Source organism: Streptomyces sp. NPDC014734 (assembly GCF_043083325.1).
In the GTDB taxonomy this organism is placed as follows: Bacteria; Actinomycetota; Actinomycetes; order Streptomycetales; family Streptomycetaceae; genus Streptomyces.
The window spans coordinates 87139-104791 of sequence record NZ_JBIBYN010000017.1; the positions used below are offsets into that span (position 1 = coordinate 87139).

The following is a 17653-nucleotide window of genomic DNA, read 5'->3' on the forward strand; positions in this document are numbered from 1 at the left end:
GCCCGCTCAGCCGCGCGCGCCCACGCCCGCGTCCGGGGGCGCGGCAAGCCGCTTCAGCAACGCCGGAAGAGCGGTTCCGATGGGTTCACGGACGATCTCCTCGGCAAGTTCGTCGTACGGCGTGGGTTCGGCGTTCACCACGATCAGTCGCGCCCCGTGATCGGCCGCGATCCCGGCCAGCGAGGCGGCGGGCTGCACCCGGAGCGTCGTACCGACGGCGACGAAGACCTCACACGCCTCGGCGATCGCCATCGCCTCGCCCAGCACCACCGGATCGAGCCGCTCACCGAACATGACCGTCGCCGACTTCAGGACGCCCCCGCAGACCGTGCACGAGGGGTCGGCCTCGCCCGCCTCGACGCGGGCCAGCGCCTCGGCCATGGGCGCGCGGGCACGGCAGGAGGTACAGACCGTCTCGCGGGCCGTGCCGTGCAGTTCGAGAACCTTGCGGGAGGACAGCCCCGCCAGTTGGTGCAGCCCGTCGACGTTCTGCGTGATCACCCGCACCGGGGTGCCGGATCGCTCCAGCTCCACCACCGCACGGTGCGCCGCGTTCGGTTCCGCGCCCCAGGCCGCGCTCGTGCGACGCATCTGCCAGGAACGGCGACGGATCTCCGGGTCGGCCATGTAGAAGTCGTACGTGACGAGCTTCTCGGCCTCCGGGTCCTTGCGCCAAAGCCCCTGGGGGCCGCGGTAGTCGGGAATGCCGGAATCGGTGGAGATCCCGGCGCCGCTGAGGATCGCGACGAGTGTCATGGCCCGAGCGTACGCAGCGGCGCGGGCACTCGCGAGGCCGTTTCGGCGGGGTGCGACCGGCAGGACGTCAGCCGGTGACCGGGCGGCCGTCCTCCAGTTCCACCGGGCCGCCGCCGGAGTCCAGAACGTCCAGAGCCGCCCCCAGGCGCAGCGCGAGACCGCTGCGCAGATAGCGGTCGAAGTCGTCGCGCCCGACGAGCTCCCAGGACAGCAACTCCTCCTCCTGGAGCCGGATCTCCTTCAGTGCCGCCTCGTCCAGCACACCGCCGTCGTAGAGGTACGCCGCGATGGGCGGGCGCCGCGGGCCGCGTGACCAGTCGATCGCGAGCAGCCGTCCCGGCGGCAGATCGAGGCCGATCTCCTCGGCCGTCTCACGCCGTGCCGCCTGCCTGGGGCTCTCCCCCTCGTCGGACTCGACGGTTCCGCCCGGCAGGGCCCAGCCCTCGCGGTAGTTCGGCTCGACGAGCAGGACGCGGCCGCGGGCGTCCCGGAACACGGTGGCCGCGGCGGCCAGGACGCGGGGCAGCCCCGCGATGTAGGTGGCGTAGTCAGTGGTGGTCACGGGGGCAGCGTAGCCGGGGGCGGCGACCGTGAGACGGCCCTGGGCAGCGGGTATCCGCTGCGGATAGGGTCGGGGGCGGCGCGACTGCCTGTTCGAGAGCAAGGGATGCAAAGTGGCGGACGGAGCAGTGATGGAGACCGCACGCGTACTCGTCGCGGCGGACAAGTTCAAGGGGTCTCTCACGGCCGTACAGGTCGCGGAGCGCGTGACGGCAGGGCTGCGGCGGGTCGTTCCCGGAGCACGGGTCGAGACCCTGCCGGTCGCGGACGGCGGTGACGGCACGGTGGCGGCGGCGGTGGCCGCCGGATTCGAGCACCGCACGGCACGGGTGACCGGACCGCTCGGGGAACCGGTGACCGCCGCGTACGCGCTGCGCGGCACCACAGCGGTGGTGGAGATGGCCGAGGCGTCAGGTCTCCAGCTCCTCCCCGCCGGGGAATTCGCCCCACTCACGGCCACCACGTACGGCTCCGGCGAACTCCTGGCCGCGGCGCTCGACGCGGGCGCCCGCACGATCGTGTTCGGAGTGGGGGGAAGCGCCACCACGGACGGCGGCGCGGGCATGCTGACCGCGCTCGGCGCCCGCTTCCTGGACGCGGACGGCAAACCCGTCGGCCCCGGCGGCGGCGGGCTCCGCGACCTCGCCGAGGCGGATCTGTCCGGCCTCGACCCGCGGCTGGCCGATGTGGACCTGATCCTCGCCAGCGACGTCGACAACCCGCTGACCGGGCCCAAGGGGGCCCCCGAGGTCTACGGCCGGCAGAAGGGCGCCACCGACGCGGACATCGCGCTCCTCGATGCCGCGCTCGCCCACTACGCGTCCCTTCTGGGCCCGGACCACGCCCGGCTGCCCGGAGCGGGCGCGGCGGGCGGCATCGGCTACGGGGCGCTCGTCGCCCTCGGAGCCCGGTTCCGTCCCGGGATCGAGGTCATGCTGGACGTCCTCGGCTTCGCCCCCGCGCTGGCACGGGCCGACCTGGTGATCACCGGAGAGGGCTCGCTCGACGAGCAGACCCTGCACGGCAAGGCCCCGGCGGGCGTCGCCGCGGCGGCCCGCGCGGCGGGCATCGAGGTCGTGGCGGTCTGCGGTCGCCTGGCCCTGCCGCCCGAGGCCCTGGCCGGTGCGGGGATCCGCCGCGCCTACGCGCTCGCGGACCTGGAGCCGGACCCGGCGGTCTCGATGGCCCAGGCGGGTCCGCTGCTGGAGCGAGCGGCCGAGTCGATCGCACGCGACTTCCTGCGGTAGCGGGCCCGGCCCGAGCGGGACGGGCCGCCACGGGCCGTGGTCGCCGCTCCACCGAGTGCCATGCCCGCCCGGCCCTCCGGGTGCCGGGCGGGCGCCCCGTCCCTTCCACCTCAACCGTCCCGACCGGCTCAACCTCCCCAACGGGTTCAACCGGTTCAACCGGTTCAACCGGGGAAGGATGCCGTGCCGTGACCGCCGCCCGTGTCGGCGTCCGACCGTCGGAGCCCGGGCTCCTCGGTCCCGGACCGTTCGCCCTCGGTATCTTCGCCCCCGGTCTGCTCGCCGCCGGTCAGCAACTCCGACAGACACCGCAACTCCACCGGCAGGTCACGACGCCACGCCATCGTCACGAACGGGGCGAGGATGATCATCCCGCCGTCCAGGTGGGGCTTGACCGACACCTGCACCAGCGTTCCCCGTCGGCCGGGACGCAGCCGGAACTCCAGTTCCGGCGAGTGCCGGCCCAGCGGGGTCCACATCCGCGCCCCCCGGAAGGCCAGGTACTCGACCGGTGCGCTCGCGGTGCACGTGAGACGGTGCGCCCTCCGTCTGCCCGGGAACTTGCAGGTGTACGTGGAGCCGACCTCCGTGGCGACCGGGCCCTCGATCACGCGATCGATGCTCGACGACCACACGGCCAGATTCCGCGGATCCCGGAGGAACGCGAATATCTCGTCGGCGGGACGGGACACATGGACATGCGCAGACACACGGGGCATGACTCCACCTCTTACGGTGTCCGGCCGCCCGGGTTCCGGCGTCCGGTCACCCTCGTCGCGGTGCCGTCGTCCCTCAGCCTGCTGCGCGGGGCGGAGCCGCGCACTCCTCGCGCGACCGATGGAGTGATTCCCGGCGCCTCGTCCGCCGCTTCCGCGGAGCGTCGCGCACGCGAGGCCGCCTTCTCCTGATAGAAGCGCCCCGACGCGGAGGGCGCCACACCGCTGCCGGGCTCGTCCGCCCCGTCGGACGGTTTGCCCCCGCGCCCCGGCCGCCGCACGCTGGAGGCGTGGCTGCTTCCCGTTCCGCCCCGGCCGATCGGACCGCCTGGGCCGTCCGGACACCAGGTCCGATCGGCACCGGCCCCCTGGTACGCGTGTGCCGCGAGACACCCGTCCCCGGCCCGGGGGAACTGCTGCTGGAGATCGAGGCCTGCGGCGTCTGCCGCACCGACCTCCACCTCGCCGAGGGCGACCTCCCGCCCCACAGACCGGGCACCGTCCCCGGCCACGAGATCGTGGGCAGGGTGACGTCCGCCGGCGGCGGGACGGGCCGGTTCCGGACCGGTGACCGGGTCGGCGGGGCATGGCTGCGCGGCACGTGCGGGAGCTGTCGGTACTGCCGCGGCGGGCGGGAGAACCTCTGCCCGCGGTCCGTCTACACCGGCTGGGACGCGGACGGCGGCTTCGCCGGCACGGCGCTGCTCCCGGAGGACTTCGCCTACCGGCTCCCCGACGACCAGGACCCGGTCCGGCTCGCGCCGCTGCTCTGCGCGGGCATCATCGGGTACCGCTCCCTGCGACGGAGCGCGCTGCCCCCGGGCGGGCGGCTCGGTATCTACGGCTTCGGCGCCTCGGCCCACCTCGCGGCCCAGGTGGCCCTCGCCGAGGGGGCCACCGTCCATGTGCTGACCCGGTCGGAACAGGCACGCGCACTCGCGCTGGAGCTGGGCGCCGCCTCGGCGGGGGACGCGTACGGCCGTCCGCCGGAACCGCTGGACTCGGCGATCCTGTTCGCCCCGGTCGGAGACCTGGTGCCGGTGGCGATGGAGGCACTGGACCGGTCGGGGACGCTGGCGATCGCCGGTATCCACCTGTCCGACATTCCCGTGCTGAACTACCGGCGCCATCTCTTCCAGGAACGCGAGCTGCGCAGTGTCACGTCCAACACCCGTGAGGACGGTCGCGCGTTTCTCGCGCTGGCCCGGCGCATCGGCATCCGGGTCACGGTGAGTCCGTACCCGTTGGACGCGGCCGACCGCGCGCTCGCCGACCTGTCGGCCGACCGGGTGCACGGGGCCGCCGTGCTCGTGCCCGGCTGAGCTCCCGCCGCCCCGGAGTTTCTCCCGCGCGCATGCGAGAGGGCCCCGGAAGCTCTGGTGAGCTTCCGGGGCCCTCTCGCATGCGCTGAGCCGCGACACCGCTACGGCAGCTGGGCCGCCCTCGCCTCGCGCCGGTTGCCGCGGAAGGTGTTCACCCGCCGCGCCGTCGCGAAGAGCGGGATGACCGCACCGAGGACCACCTGGAGCGCGCAGCCGGTCTGCAGGAGCAGCTGCCCGCCCGGGGCGTCCAGCGCCCATGCGGCCAGCAGCCCCATCGCGGCGACGATCCAGCTGAGCATCGCCACCGCCAGGATGCCCCGCGGCTTCGGGTACTCGACGCGGCTCACCATCAGCCACGCCACCCCGATGATCGCCAGGAGCGTCGGAACGAAGTACAGCTCCAGAAGCACGATCGAGACGATGGTGAGCGCTCCGAAGGGGCTCGGCATGCCCTGGAACATGCCGTCCTTCATGGTCACGCAGGAGAATCTGGCAAGCCTCAGCACCACCGCCAGCAGCACCACCACCGCCGCCAGCGCCGACACCCGCTGATGTGCGTCGTCCGCGACCATGCCGTAGACGAGGACGAAGTACGCCGGCGCCAGCCCGAAGCTGATCAGGTCCGAGAGGTTGTCCAGCTCGGCCCCCATCGGGGAGGAGCGCAGCTTGCGCGCCACGAGCCCGTCGAAGAGGTCGAACACCGCGGCCAGGAGCATCAGGATCACGGCGGTGGCCGCGGAGTGCCGGGCCATGCCGCTCTCGTCGCTGCCCGTGAGGTGCGGGATGAGGATTCCGGTGGTGGTGAAGTACACCGCCATGAAACCGCACGTGGCGTTGCCGAGAGTGAGGGTGTCGGCTATCGACAGCCGCAGCGAGAGAGGCATGTCCTCGCCGGCGTCCTCCTCGGACTCCGCCTCGGGCACCCAGCCCGCCTGGGTCTCGGGATCAATCACGGTCAATTCGAGTCACCCCCGCGGTGGTGGCCTGCCCGACCTCGACCGCGACCTCGACACCTTCCGGCAGGTAGATGTCGACCCGGGAGCCGAAGCGGATCAGACCGATGCGTTCGCCCTGTTCCACCTTCGTGCCCTGGGGAACGTAGGGGACGATGCGTCGTGCGACCGCGCCCGCGATCTGCACCATCTCGATGTCGCCGAGCTCGGTGTCGAAGTGCCAGACGACGCGCTCGTTGTTCTCGCTCTCCTTGTTGAACGCCGGAACGAACCCACCCGGGACGTGTTCGACCGAGGTCACCGTACCGGCCAGGGGCGCACGGTTCACATGGACGTTCAGCGGGCTCATGAAGATCGCGACGCGGGTGCGCCCGTCCTTCCACGGCATGATGCTCTGCACCACGCCGTCGGCCGGTGAGATGACCCGGCCCTGCGTGATCTCGCGCTCGGGGTCCCGGAAGAACCACAGCATGCCCGCCGCGAGCGCGGTGGTGGGCACGGCCACCGCGGCCCAGCGCCCGGACTTGCGTGCCCGGGTGAGGCTGAGCGCTGCGGTGGCGACAGTCGGGAGGAGCCACGGCGAAGCTCCGCGCGCGAGGCGGACGCCACCGCGCGGTGCAGAGGTTTGGCTGTCGGGCATGGATGACCTTCGTAGCGGATGATGCCGCGCTGGCAACGGGGGACGGCGGCTTTTCCGGCGATGTTATCGGTTGCGAGCCGCAACTGGGCAAGCCAGCAGCCGAGTCGGACGGCGGGAAGGCACTGACTGAGGATGACAGGGTGTGATCTTCTTCGCTACCAAATCGGCTTTAAAGGGACAATCACCCCTGGAACCGGTACTCCTCAAGGAGTCGGCGCCCAATGATCATTTTCTGGATCTCGGCGGTACCTTCGCCGATCAGCAGCATCGGGGCCTCCCGGTAGAGGCGCTCGATCTCGTACTCCTTGGAGAAGCCGTAGCCGCCATGGATCCGGAAGGCGTCCTCGACGACTTCCTTGCAGTACTCGGAGGCGAGGTACTTCGCCATCCCTGCCTCCAGGTCATTTCGTTCGCCGGAGTCCTTTTTGCGTGCCGCATTCACCATCATGGCATGGGCGGCCTCGACCTTGGTGGCCATTTCGGCCAGTTTGAACTGGATCGCCTGATGCTGTGCGATCGGCTTTCCGAAGGTCTGGCGCTGCTGGGCGTACGAAACACCCAGCTCGAACGCACGCTGCGCGACACCGCAGCCACGCGCGGCCACATTTACCCGGCCGACCTCGACCCCGTCCATCATGTGGTAAAAACCCCGGCCGGTGGTGCCGCCCAGTACGCGATTGGCCGGAATTCGTAGGCCGTCCATGATGAGTTCGGTCGTATCGACGCCCTTGTAGCCCATTTTGTCTATTTTGCCGGGAATGGTGAGTCCGGGACGCACCTCGCCGAAGCCGGGCTCCTTCTCGACCAGGAACGTCGTCATCGACTTGTGCGGAGGGGTGCCCTCGGGGTGGCCTTCGTCACTCCGGCACAGGACGGCCACGAGCGAGGACGTGCCCCCATTCGTCAGCCACATCTTCTGGCCGTTCAGGACGTACTCCTCGCCGTCCCTGACGCCCTTGGAAGTGATCGCCGAGACATCCGAACCGAGCGCGGGCTCGGACATCGAGAAGGCGCCCCTGATCTCGCCCAGGGCCATCCGCGGCAGGAATGCGTCCTTCTGTTCCCGGGTGCCGTGCTGTTTCAGCATGTACGCCACGATGAAGTGCGTGTTGATGATTCCGGAGACGCTCATCCAGCCCCGGGCGATTTCCTCCACACACAGCGCGTAGGTGAGAAGCGACTCGCCCAGACCCCCGTACTCCTCGGGAATCATCAGACCGAAGAGACCCAGTTCCTTGAGCCCTTCGACGATCTCGGTCGGGTACTCGTCGCGGTGCTCCAGACCGGTCGCGACCGGAATGATCTCCTTGTCGACGAAATCCCGGACCGTGGCGAGGATTTCCTGCTGGACATCGGTGAGACCGGAAGTCCGGGCGAGTCGTGTCATGACTTCTTCTCCACGTTCTTCTGCGAGGGCCGGCTCGGCTCGGGGCGGCCGGGCTGCTCACCGCCGCGCTCCTTGATGTACGTCTCGGTGGGAACCATCACCTTGCGGCGGAACACGCAGACCAGCGTCCCGTCCTGCTTGTGGCCCCGGGTCTCCACGTGGACGATCCCGCGGTCGCTGCGGGACTTCGAGGCCCGTTTGTCCAGAACGGTGGTCTCGCCGTAGATCGTGTCGCCGTGGAAGGTCGGCGCGACGTGCTTCAGCGACTCGATCTCCAGGTTGGCGATCGCCTTTCCGGAGACGTCCGGGACCGACATCCCGAGCAGCAGGGAATAGATGTAGTTGCCGACGACGACGTTCTTTCCGAAATCGGTCGTCGTCTCCGCGTAATTGCTGTCCATGTGCAGCGGGTGGTGGTTCATGGTCAGCAGGCAGAAGAGGTGGTCGTCGTATTCGGTGACCGTCTTTCCGGGCCAGTGCTTGTAGACCGCGCCGACCTCGAACTCCTCGTAGGTGCGTCCGAACTGCATGTCAGGCCTCCGGGGCTTCGAACTTCGAGGTGCGCCGCATGCCGGCCGCGCGTCCCTTGCCCGCGACGACCAGGGCCATCTTGCGGCTCGCCTCGTCGATCATCTCGTCGCCGAGCATCGCCGAGCCCTTCTTGCCGCCCTCCTCCGAGGTGCACCACTCGTAGGCGTCGAGGATCAGTTCGGCGTGGTCGTAGTCCTCCTGCGACGGCGAGAACACCTCGTTGGCCGCCTCGACCTGGCCCGGGTGGAGCACCCACTTGCCGTCGAAGCCCAGGGCCGCGGCACGGCCGGCGACCTCGCGGTACGCGTCCACGTCCCGGATCTGGAGGAAGGGGCCGTCGATCGCCTGGAGGTCGTGCGCGCGGGCCGCCATCAGGATCCGCATCAGGATGTAGTGGTAGGCGTCCGCGTCGTAGCCGGGCGGCTGCTGGCCGACGACCAGGGTCTTCATGTTGATCGACGCCATGAAGTCGGCGGGGCCGAAGATCAGGGTCTCCAGCCGGGGCGAGGCGGCGGCGATGTCGTCGATGTTCACCAGACCCCTGGCGTTCTCGATCTGCGCCTCGATGCCGATCCTCCCGACCTCGAAGCCCATCGTCTTCTCGATCTGGGTCAGCAGCAGGTCGAGCGCGATCACCTGCTGGGCGTCCTGGACCTTCGGCAGCATGACGCAGTCGAGGTTCTGCCCGGCGCCCTCGACGACGGTGACGACGTCCCGGTACGTCCAGTGCGTGGTCCAGTCGTTGACCCGTACGACCCGGGTCCTTCCCGTCCAGTCGCCCTTGTTCAGGGCGTCGACGATGGTGTGCCGCGCCCCCTCCTTGGCGAGCGGGGCGCAGGCGTCCTCCAGGTCGAGGAAGACCTGGTCGGCCGGGAGGCCCTGGGCCTTCTCCAGGAACCGCGGGTTCGAGCCCGGCACGGCCAGGCAGGAGCGGCGCGGGCGCAGGCGGGAGGTGCCGTCCCCCGGGGACGTCGTTTGAGGGTGGTGGTGGGAGACGGACGGGCGGTTGACGGCAGTCATGCGGGGACCTCCAGAGGGTCGAGCTTGTTCGCTTTCCGGATCTCGTCGACGATACGGCCGATGATCTCCGTGATACCGAAGTCCTTCGGGGTGAACACGGCGGCGACGCCCGCCCCGAGCAGGGCCTCGGCGTCGGCGGGCGGGATGATCCCGCCGGCGATGACCGGGATGTCCGGGGCGCCCGCCTCGCGCAGCCGGGTCAGCACGTCCGGGACGAGCTCGGCGTGCGAACCGGAGAGGATCGACAGGCCGACGCAGTGCACGTCCTCGGCCAGGGCGGCCGACACGATCTGCTCGGGCGTCAGCCTGATCCCCTGGTAGACCACTTCGAACCCGGCGTCACGGGCCCGCACGGCGATCTGCTCGGCGCCGTTGGAGTGCCCGTCCAGGCCGGGCTTGCCCACCAGCAGCCGCAGCCGCCCGGATCCCAGGTCGGCCGCGGTCCGGGCGACCTTCTCGCGGACCAGGGCGAGCGGGGTCCCGGCCTCCGCGGTCACCGCGACGGGGGCCGAGGACACGCCCGTCGGCGCCCGGAACTCGCCGAAGACGTCGCGCAGGGCCCAGGACCATTCCCCGGTGGTGACACCCGCCCGGGCGCACTCCACGGTCGCCCCCATCAGGTTCCCGGTGCCCGCGGCGGCCTTCTTCAGCGAGGCAAGTGCCTCGGTGGCGCGCGCCTCGTCACGGTTGTCGCGCCATTCGTGCAGGGCGGCGACGACCCGGGCCTCGTTGGCGGGGTCGACCGTCATGATCGCTCCGTCGAGGTCGGCGGTGAGCGGGTTCGGCTCCGTCGTCTCGTGGATGTTGACGCCGACGATCCTCTCCTCGCCGCTCTCGATCCGGGCCCGGCGGGCGGCGTGCGAGGAGACCAGCTCGGACTTCAGATAACCGGACTCGACGGCTGCCATGGCGCCGCCCATCCGTTCGATCCGGTCCATCTCGGCAAGCGACTCGGTGACCAACTGGTCCACCTTCGCCTCGACGACATGCGATCCGGCGAAGATGTCCTCGTACTCCAGCAGATCGCTCTCGTGCGCGAGCACCTGCTGGATGCGGAGCGACCACTGCTGGTCCCAGGGCCGGGGGAGTCCGAGCGCCTCGTTCCAGGCGGGCAGCTGGACGGCCCGTGCGCGGGCGTCCTTGGACAGGGTGACGGCCAGCATCTCCAGGACGATGCGCTGGACGTTGTTCTCCGGCTGCGCCTCGGTCAGCCCGAGCGAGTTGACCTGGACGCCGTAGCGGAAGCGGCGCTGCCTGGGGTTCTCGATGCCGTACCGCTCGCGGGCGATCCGGTCCCAGATGCGGCCGAAGGCGCGCATCTTGCACATCTCCTCGATGAAGCGGACGCCCGCGTTCACGAAGAAGGAGATCCGGGCGACCACATCGCCGAACCGTTCCCCGGGCACCTGACCGGAGTCCCGTACGGCGTCCAGGACGGCCACGGCCGTCGACATCGCGTAGGCGATCTCCTGGACCGGGGTGGCTCCCGCCTCCTGGAGGTGGTAGCTGCAGATGTTGATCGGGTTCCACTTCGGGATGCGGCTGACCGTGTACGCGATCATGTCGGTGGTCAGCCGCAGCGAGGGACCGGGCGGGAAGACATGCGTCCCGCGCGAGAGGTACTCCTTCACGATGTCGTTCTGCGTCGTGCCCTGGAGGGTGGTGACGTCGGCGCCCTGTTCCTCCGCGACCACCTGGTAGAGGGCCAGCAGCCACATCGCGGTGGCGTTGATCGTCATCGAGGTGTTCATCCGCTCCAGGGGGATGTCCTGGAACAGCCGCCGCATGTCACCGAGGTGCGAGACGGGCACACCGACCCGGCCGACCTCGCCGCGGGCGAGGACGTGATCGGGGTCGTACCCGGTCTGGGTCGGCAGGTCGAAGGCGACGGACAGGCCTGTCTGGCCCTTGGCGAGGTTGCGGCGGTAGAGCTCGTTGGACGCCTCGGCGGTGGAGTGGCCGGCGTACGTCCGCATGAGCCACGGGCGGTCCTTCTGGCGTTCGCTCATCGGGGGACCTCAGCCGTTCAGGCCGGCTCGGACGGGCTGCCGCGCGGGCGTGTCCCGGAACAGGTTGATGGCGTCGAGGTGCTTCTCGCGCAGCTCGTGGTCGCGCACGCCCAGACCCTCCCGCGGGGCGAGCGCCAGCACGCCGACCTTGCCCTGGTGCAGGTTGCGGTGGACGTCGTACGCGGCCTGGCCGGTCTGCTCCAGCGGGTAGACCTTCGACAGCGTCGGATGGATCTTCCCCTTGGCCACCAGACGGTTGGCCTCCCATGCCTCGCGGTAGTTGGCGAAGTGCGAGCCCACGATCCGTTTCAGCGACATCCACAGGTAGCGGTTGTCGTACTCGTGGGTGTAGCCGGAGGTCGAGGCGCAGGTGACGATCGTGCCGCCCTTGCGGGTCACGTACACGCTCGCGCCGAAGGTCTCGCGGCCCGGGTGCTCGAAGACGATGTCCACGTCCTCGCCGCCGGTGAGTTCGCGGATGCGCTTGCCGAACCGCTTCCACTCGCGCGGGTCCTGCTCGTGCTCGTCCCTCCAGAACCGGTAGCCCTCGGCGTTGCGGTCGATGATCGCCTCGGCGCCCATCCGCCGGCAGATGTCCGCCTTCTGGTCGCTGGAGACGACGCAGATCGGGTTGGCGCCGCCCGCCAGGGCGAACTGCGTGGCGTACGACCCGAGGCCGCCGCTGGCGCCCCAGATCAGCACGTTGTCGCCCTGCTTCATCCCGGCGCCGTTGCGCGACACGAGCTGCCGGTACGCGGTGGAGTTGACCAGGCCCGGCGCTGCGGCCTCCTCCCAGCTGAGGTGGTCGGGCTTCGGCATGAGCTGGTTGGACTTGACGAGGGCGAGTTCGGCCAGGCCGCCGAAGTTGGTCTCGAAGCCCCAGATGCGCTGCTCGGGGTCGAGCATCGTGTCGTTGTGGCCGTCCGAGGACTCCAGCTCGACGGAGAGGCAGTGTGCGACGACCTCGTCGCCGGGGCGCCAGGCGTTGACGCCGGGACCGGTGCGCAGCACGACACCGGCCAGGTCGGAGCCGATGACGTGGTACGGCAGGTCGTGGCGCCGGGTGAGCTCGCTGAGCTTTCCGTAGCGTTCCAGGAAGCCGAACGTGGACAGCGGTTCGAAGATCGAGGTCCAGACGGAGTTGTAGTTCACCGAGCTCGCCATGACGGCGACCAGCGCCTCGCCGGGCCCGAGTTCGGGCACCGGGACCTCGTCCAGGTGCAGCGACACGCGAGGGTCCTTGTCGCGGGTGGCGAGCCCGGCGAACATCTCCGTCTCGTCCTTGTGCACGGTCACCGCGCGGTACGACTCGGGCACGGACAGGGCCGCGAACCGCGCGGCCCTGTCCGTGGCGGAACCGCCCTTCGATTCCGACTGCGATTGGATCGCGTCCAGGATTTCCTTCACGGGTGCCTCCGGCGTATGGGGGCGCTCGCGGGGACGCCGGGGCGTCCCCGCGGGCAGAGGGGGAGCTGGGTGGTGTGGAGGGTGCCGTCGGGTTCGGCTGGTGGTGCTTCGGCTTGCTCGGTGGAGCGGAAGGTTTCGCCTGTGACGCAGGCGCCCGGGCGCGTGGGCACGTTGCCCGCGGGGACAACCGGTGTACGCGAGATCTCGGTACGCCGGCCGCCCGGACAACTTCAACGTATGGCACTCCGTGACAGGTGACAAGGCACTCGGTGCCAACAATTTCTCTCACTTGTCGTGCGCTGGGCACGCATGAGCGTCGAGAGGGGTGTTCTGTGGGGAAATGCCCGGTGAATGATCGATCAGTGGGACCGGTGGGGGCGGGCCCGGAACACGAACGGAGTCGTGGTGCTCAGGTCCAGGAATCCGAGCCGTCGCAGGATGGGGCGGCTCTGCTCGGAGGCGTCGACCTGGAGGAAGCCGAAACCGCGCTCCGCAGCGATCCGGGCGCGGTGGGCGACCAGCGCCCGGTAGATGCCCCTGCCGCGCCATTGCGGGGCCGTGCCACCGCCCCACAGACCGGCGAAGGCGGTGCCGGGGCACGTCTCCATCCGCGCCGAGCTCACCGGCTCGTCGCCCGCCATGGCGAGAACGCCCACGAAACCGTCCGGGTCCCCGGCCAGCAGGGTCGACGCCCGGTGCCGCAGCCATGACGCGTCCGAGCCGAACGCCCGCTCATGGGCGCGGGCCATCAGCTCCACGTCGTCCGCGTCGCGTACCCGGCGCAGCCGGACGCCCTCGGGGAGCTCCACCGCCGCCGACAGGTCGGCCACCCGGGCCACCATCACGGTCTCCGGCTCCTGCGCCTCGAAACCGCCCGCGAGCAGCCGCTCCGCAAGGCAGGCGGGCCGGTCGTGCGCGTAGAGCTTCCACTCGAACTCGGTGTGCCCGAGGGCCGTGAAGTGGTCCACCTGCGACGCGATCACGGCATCGACCCGTGCGGGATCGATATCCGGGGCGGACCAGACGACCCCGTTCCAGTCGTCGCCGGCGCCGACCTGCCGTACCACGTCGGCGGTGCGCTCCACCCGTACGCCGGGGCTGTCGGGACGTGCGCGCTCGCGCAGTTCCCGGTCGAACAGGGCCGTCAGTGCTTCGCGATCGGAGTTCATCCGCACATCACAGCCCGCGGGCCGTGTGCGCGGCAAACCGGTTCGGTCCGAGCGGGTGGGGGCGCGGCGGAACGGCCCGCGTCCGGTCAGCGGTCCTCCAGAGCCTGCCGGATGGTGCGCATCACCTCGTCGAGCGGCGCGTCGGTACGGGCCACCGCGACCAGCACCTCGCCCTCGGACTCCACCGAGGCGGCGGGCCGCCTCGCCGGTTCCCCGCCCGTGATCCGGCTCGCCCCGATGCCGGTCCCGAACGTGTCGCGGACGATCGCGAAGGCGTGGTCGAGCTGGGCCTCCACATCGCCCTCGCCGCCCGCTCGCAGCCAGCGCCGCAGCACATGGTTGTGCGCGGTGACGACGGCGGACGCGGCGACCTCGGCGAGCAGCGGGTCGTCGTTGCCGACCTCGTGGTCGCGCTCGTCGAAATGGCCCAGCAGATAACGTGTGAACAGCCGTTCGTAGCGGGCCACCGAGGCGATCTCGGCCTCCCGCAGTGTGGGGACCTCCCGCGTCAGCTTGTAACGGGCCACGGAGACCGCGGGCTTCGCCGCGTACATCTTCATGACCTCCTTGATGCCGCGGCAGACGGTGTCGAGCGGATGCTCGTGCGCCGGGGCGGCGTTGAGGACGGCCTCGGCCCGGACCAGGGTGTCGTCGTGGTCCGGGAAGATCGCCTCCTCCTTGGAGCGGAAGTGCCGGAAGAAGGTGCGCCGGGCGACTCCCGCGGCCCCCGCGATCTCGTCGACCGTCGTGGCCTCGTACCCCTTCGTCGCGAAGAGTTCCATCGCCGCGGCGGCCAGTTCGCGGCGCATTTTGAGCCGTTGGGCGGCGGCGCGGGTGCCGGTGGCACTTTCCTGCGGATCGGGCGCGGCGGTGGCACGGGAGGACCGGGCGGGCTGGGACATGGTGTGAACGTACTGCATCGGCGCGGGTGAATGTGCCCGCGGGTGCGGTCCGCCCGGAGGATCGAGCAGACCGCCCCATCCGGCTCCCGGCCCGGGGGGCCCGGAGCGGTGCCCCGTCGCGCCGCGGGGTCCGTGCCCCGCGGCGCCGTCGTCCGTCACCGGCGCTCCCGCACCGTGCCGTTCGCCGCCGGCCCCGCTCAGCGCCGGGTGTACTCGCGGAAGCCGCGCCCCGTCTTGCGGCCGAGGCAGCCCGCCGCCACCAGGTGTTCGAGCAGCGGCGCCGGGGCCAGGCCCGGGTCGCGGAACTCGTCGTGCAGCACCTTCTCGATGGCGAGCGAGACGTCGAGTCCCACGACGTCGAGGAGTTCGAACGGGCCCATCGGGTACCCGCCGCCCAGCTTCATCGCCGCGTCGATGTCGTCGAGGCTCGCGTAGTGCTCCTCGACCATCTTGATCGCGTTGTTGAGGTACGGGAACAGCAGGGCGTTCACGATGAATCCGGCCCGGTCCCCGCAGTCCACCGGATGCTTGCGGATCTCGGCGCACACCTCGCGGACGGTGGCGTGGACATCGTCGGCGGTGAGCACCGTACGGACGACCTCGACCAGCTTCATCGCGGGCGCCGGGTTGAAGAAGTGCATCCCGACCACATCCTGCGGGCGCGAGGTGGCCCGCGCGATCGCCACGACCGGCAGCGACGACGTGGTGGTGGCGAGCACCGCCCCGGGCCTGCAGACCTCGTCCAGCGTCCGGAACAACTGCCGCTTGACCGCCAGGTCCTCGGCGACCGCCTCGACCACGAGATCGACATCGGCCAGCGCGTCCGGGGAACCGGCCGGGGTGATCCGGGCCAGCGCCGCGTCCCGGGCGTCGGCCGTCAGCCGCCCCTTGGCCACCGAACGCTCCAGGGACGTGGCGATCCGGCCCTTCGCCGTGTCCGCCTTCTCCCGGCCTCGGGCGACCAGCACCACGTCGTAGCCGCCCTTCGCGAACACCTCGGCGATCCCCGAGGCCATCGTGCCGGAGCCCGCGACCCCCACCGAACGCACCGGACGCCCGGCGACCGGCGAGGCGCTCCCGCCCGGGGCCGGTGCGTCCGGCACCACGGTCCTGCTCCCGGGCTCCGCGTACGTGTAGAAACCGCGGCCCGCCTTGCGGCCCGTCAGCCCGGCCTCGCTGAGCTGACGCAGCACGGGCGCGGGAGCGTGCAGCCGGTCGTGCGACGAGGAGTACATGGCCTCCAGGACGGTGCGCGCGGTGTCGACACCGATCAGGTCGAGGAGGGCGAGCGGCCCCATCGGCAGACCGCAGCCCAGCTTCATCGCCGCGTCGATGTCCTCGCGGGAGGCGTAGTTCGCCTCGTACATCGCGGCGGCCTGGTTGAGGTAGCCGAACAGCAGTCCGTCCGCGACGAACCCCGGCCGGTCGCCGACCGCGACCGGCTCCTTGCCCAGGCCGCGGGCGAGCGCCGTGACCGCCTCGACGGCCGGGGGCGCGGTCAGCACCGAGGAGACCACCTCGACCAGCTTCATCGCGGGCGCCGGGTTGAAGAAGTGCAGACCGAGCACGCGTTCGGGGTGCAGCGACTCGGCGGCCAGCCGGGTCACCGACAGGGCGTTGGTCCCGGTCGCCAGGACCGCGGTCGGGGAGACGACCGCGTCGAGCTCCCGGAACACCTGCTGCTTGATCTCGTACGACTCCGGCACGACCTCGACGACCAGCTCCGCGTCGGCCGCCGCCCGGAGATCGTCGTGGACCCGGAACCGGGCGAGGGCCTCGCCCCGCTCCTTCTCCGTGATCCGCCCGCGCCGCACGGCGCGGGCGGTCGCGGCCTCCAGGGCGGCGACGGCACGGCGGGCCGCCGCGTCGCTGATGTCGATGCCGACGACCTCGTGACCGGCGAGGGCCAGGACCTCGACGATGCCGGTGCCCATGGTGCCGAGGCCGATGACGGCGATGGTGTGGAACGGGGTGTCCATCACGGGACTCCAGATGATGAGTGACGACTGAGAGGGGGCACGGCGCGCGCGGGGCACACGGAGGACGTGCGCGACCGGAGCGGTGCGTGCGGGAGTTGCGTGTCGTGGTGCCCGGAACGGGGCCGAAGGCGCCCGGAACCGGAGGGGGTGACGGACTCTGTCCCGGAGTCGCGTCTCGCGAAGTTGCCGAACCGACAGGCACTCCGGTCGGCTGCGTCACCAGGCCACCGGAGTCGGCGGGATCGTGTCCCGCTCACCTGAGCTTAACTTCCGGGTAACGAGCGCGCCAGACCCGTGCGGCCGTGCCCCACGTCACATCCGCCCGGTTCCCCGGCGATGCCGGACCGGGCCCTCGATACAGGGAGTTCCCGAGGATACGCTGAGCGTCATGGACGAGGAATACCGGTCCGTGGCCGACCGGCTGGCGGGCGAGGCGGAGGCGGCGGGGGAGTCGCCGGCCTTCCGCGGGCTGCTGGCCACCGACGACGACGAGGAACTGGCCCGCGTCCTGGTGGAACCCGAACGCCCGCTCTGGGCGCGGGAGATCGCCGCCTTCCGGCTGGGCTGCGCCGGTGACCGACGGGCCTTCGAGACGCTGATCCTGTTGCTCAACCACCGTGACCCGGAACGCTGCGTCGGCGCCGCGCACGCCCTGGCACGCCTCGCCGATCCCCGTACCCCCCGGGCGGCCGCCGCGCTGGCGACCAACACCCTGCGCACCGCCTACGCCCTGCACCCGGTACGGCTGCTCACCGTGCTCCGGGCGCCGGAGTCCGTGCCCGCGCTGATGGCGACCCTCGAACACCTGCTGGCCCCCGCCGATCCGTACTGGCGGGTGGCGCTCGCCTGCGTGGAGGGGCTCGGACGGCTCGCGGACGAGCGGGCCCGGCCGCTCCTGGAAGCGGCCCTGCCGCACCCGAGGCTCGGGGGCGCGGCGCGGGAGGCGCTGGCCCGGCTGGAGAAGGGCTGACCGCGGGCCGCCTTCGCGCTGTCACGACGGTCGGCGGATCCGGCGCGGGGCGGGCGGACCCGCTCCGCGCCGGACTGCCCGCGG

General features: G+C 71.1%; 16 protein-coding genes. 3 read left to right on the top strand and 13 right to left on the bottom strand.

What is annotated here, in order from left to right:
- Positions 1-6 precede the first annotated feature (6 nt).
- Positions 7-756: an NAD-dependent deacetylase gene (locus ACF1CT_RS24950; RefSeq protein WP_391786161.1), complete on the bottom strand. Its 750-nt coding sequence runs from the start codon at positions 754-756 to the stop codon at positions 7-9.
- 67 nt (positions 757-823) lie between these two features.
- A complete protein-coding gene (locus tag ACF1CT_RS24955) occupies positions 824-1318 on the bottom strand; it encodes an NUDIX domain-containing protein (protein WP_391786162.1) in 495 nt (164 codons plus the stop codon).
- A 130-nt stretch (positions 1319-1448) separates the two neighbouring features.
- Between ACF1CT_RS24955 and ACF1CT_RS24960 the strand changes: the two genes are divergently transcribed.
- A complete protein-coding gene (locus tag ACF1CT_RS24960) occupies positions 1449-2564 on the top strand; it encodes a glycerate kinase (protein WP_391786163.1) in 1116 nt (371 codons plus the stop codon).
- Positions 2565-2728: 164 nt separating this feature from the next.
- Here the strand turns inward: ACF1CT_RS24960 and ACF1CT_RS24965 are convergent, their stop codons facing one another.
- Positions 2729-3283 carry an SRPBCC family protein gene (locus ACF1CT_RS24965; RefSeq protein WP_391786164.1) on the bottom strand — a complete coding sequence of 185 codons (555 nt, stop codon included), beginning with the start codon at positions 3281-3283 and terminating at the stop codon, positions 2729-2731.
- A gap of 287 nt (positions 3284-3570) precedes the next feature.
- Here ACF1CT_RS24965 and ACF1CT_RS24970 point away from each other — a divergent pair, with 287 nt between their 5' ends.
- Positions 3571-4602, top strand: coding sequence for a zinc-binding alcohol dehydrogenase family protein (locus ACF1CT_RS24970; protein WP_391786165.1), 1032 nt, complete (start codon positions 3571-3573; stop codon positions 4600-4602).
- A gap of 101 nt (positions 4603-4703) precedes the next feature.
- Here ACF1CT_RS24970 and pssA read toward each other — a convergent pair whose 3' ends face one another.
- The 10 genes from pssA to ACF1CT_RS25020 form a co-directional block, all read right to left on the bottom strand.
- Positions 4704-5525, bottom strand: coding sequence for a CDP-diacylglycerol--serine O-phosphatidyltransferase (pssA, locus tag ACF1CT_RS24975; protein ID WP_391786253.1), 822 nt, complete (start codon positions 5523-5525; stop codon positions 4704-4706).
- Positions 5526-5547: 22 nt separating this feature from the next.
- Positions 5548-6195 carry a phosphatidylserine decarboxylase gene (locus ACF1CT_RS24980; protein WP_391786166.1) on the bottom strand — a complete coding sequence of 216 codons (648 nt, stop codon included), beginning with the start codon at positions 6193-6195 and terminating at the stop codon, positions 5548-5550.
- A gap of 181 nt (positions 6196-6376) precedes the next feature.
- The gene (locus ACF1CT_RS24985; RefSeq protein WP_391786167.1) at positions 6377-7582 is read right to left on the bottom strand and encodes an acyl-CoA dehydrogenase family protein; all 1206 of its coding nucleotides are present in this window, start codon (positions 7580-7582) and stop codon (positions 6377-6379) included.
- Positions 7579-8112: a MaoC family dehydratase gene (locus ACF1CT_RS24990; protein ID WP_391786168.1), complete on the bottom strand. Its 534-nt coding sequence runs from the start codon at positions 8110-8112 to the stop codon at positions 7579-7581. The genes ACF1CT_RS24985 and ACF1CT_RS24990 overlap by 4 nt, the downstream gene beginning before the upstream one ends.
- A 1-nt stretch (position 8113) precedes the next feature.
- Positions 8114-9133 (bottom strand): HpcH/HpaI aldolase/citrate lyase family protein, encoded by a 1020-nt coding sequence (locus tag ACF1CT_RS24995; protein ID WP_391786169.1) that lies wholly within the window; start codon positions 9131-9133, stop codon positions 8114-8116.
- Positions 9130-11142, bottom strand: coding sequence for a protein meaA (locus ACF1CT_RS25000; protein ID WP_391786170.1), 2013 nt, complete (start codon positions 11140-11142; stop codon positions 9130-9132). Before ACF1CT_RS25000 ends, ACF1CT_RS24995 begins: the two co-directional genes overlap by 4 nt.
- Positions 11143-11151: 9 nt before the next feature.
- The gene (gene ccrA, locus ACF1CT_RS25005) at positions 11152-12549 is read right to left on the bottom strand and encodes a crotonyl-CoA carboxylase/reductase (RefSeq protein WP_391786171.1); all 1398 of its coding nucleotides are present in this window, start codon (positions 12547-12549) and stop codon (positions 11152-11154) included.
- A gap of 359 nt (positions 12550-12908) precedes the next feature.
- Positions 12909-13718, bottom strand: coding sequence for a GNAT family N-acetyltransferase (locus ACF1CT_RS25010; RefSeq protein WP_391786172.1), 810 nt, complete (start codon positions 13716-13718; stop codon positions 12909-12911).
- Positions 13719-13804: 86 nt separating this feature from the next.
- Entirely contained in the window at positions 13805-14620 is an 816-nt protein-coding gene (locus ACF1CT_RS25015) for a TetR family transcriptional regulator (protein ID WP_391786173.1), read from the bottom strand.
- 197 nt (positions 14621-14817) lie between these two features.
- On the bottom strand, positions 14818-16599 hold the full coding sequence (locus tag ACF1CT_RS25020) for a 3-hydroxyacyl-CoA dehydrogenase family protein (RefSeq protein WP_391786174.1): 1782 nt from the start codon (positions 16597-16599) through the stop codon (positions 14818-14820).
- Between the two features lie 388 nt (positions 16600-16987).
- Here ACF1CT_RS25020 and ACF1CT_RS25025 point away from each other — a divergent pair, with 388 nt between their 5' ends.
- A complete protein-coding gene (locus ACF1CT_RS25025) occupies positions 16988-17569 on the top strand; it encodes a HEAT repeat domain-containing protein (RefSeq protein WP_391786175.1) in 582 nt (193 codons plus the stop codon).
- The last annotated feature ends 84 nt before the right edge of the window (positions 17570-17653 follow it).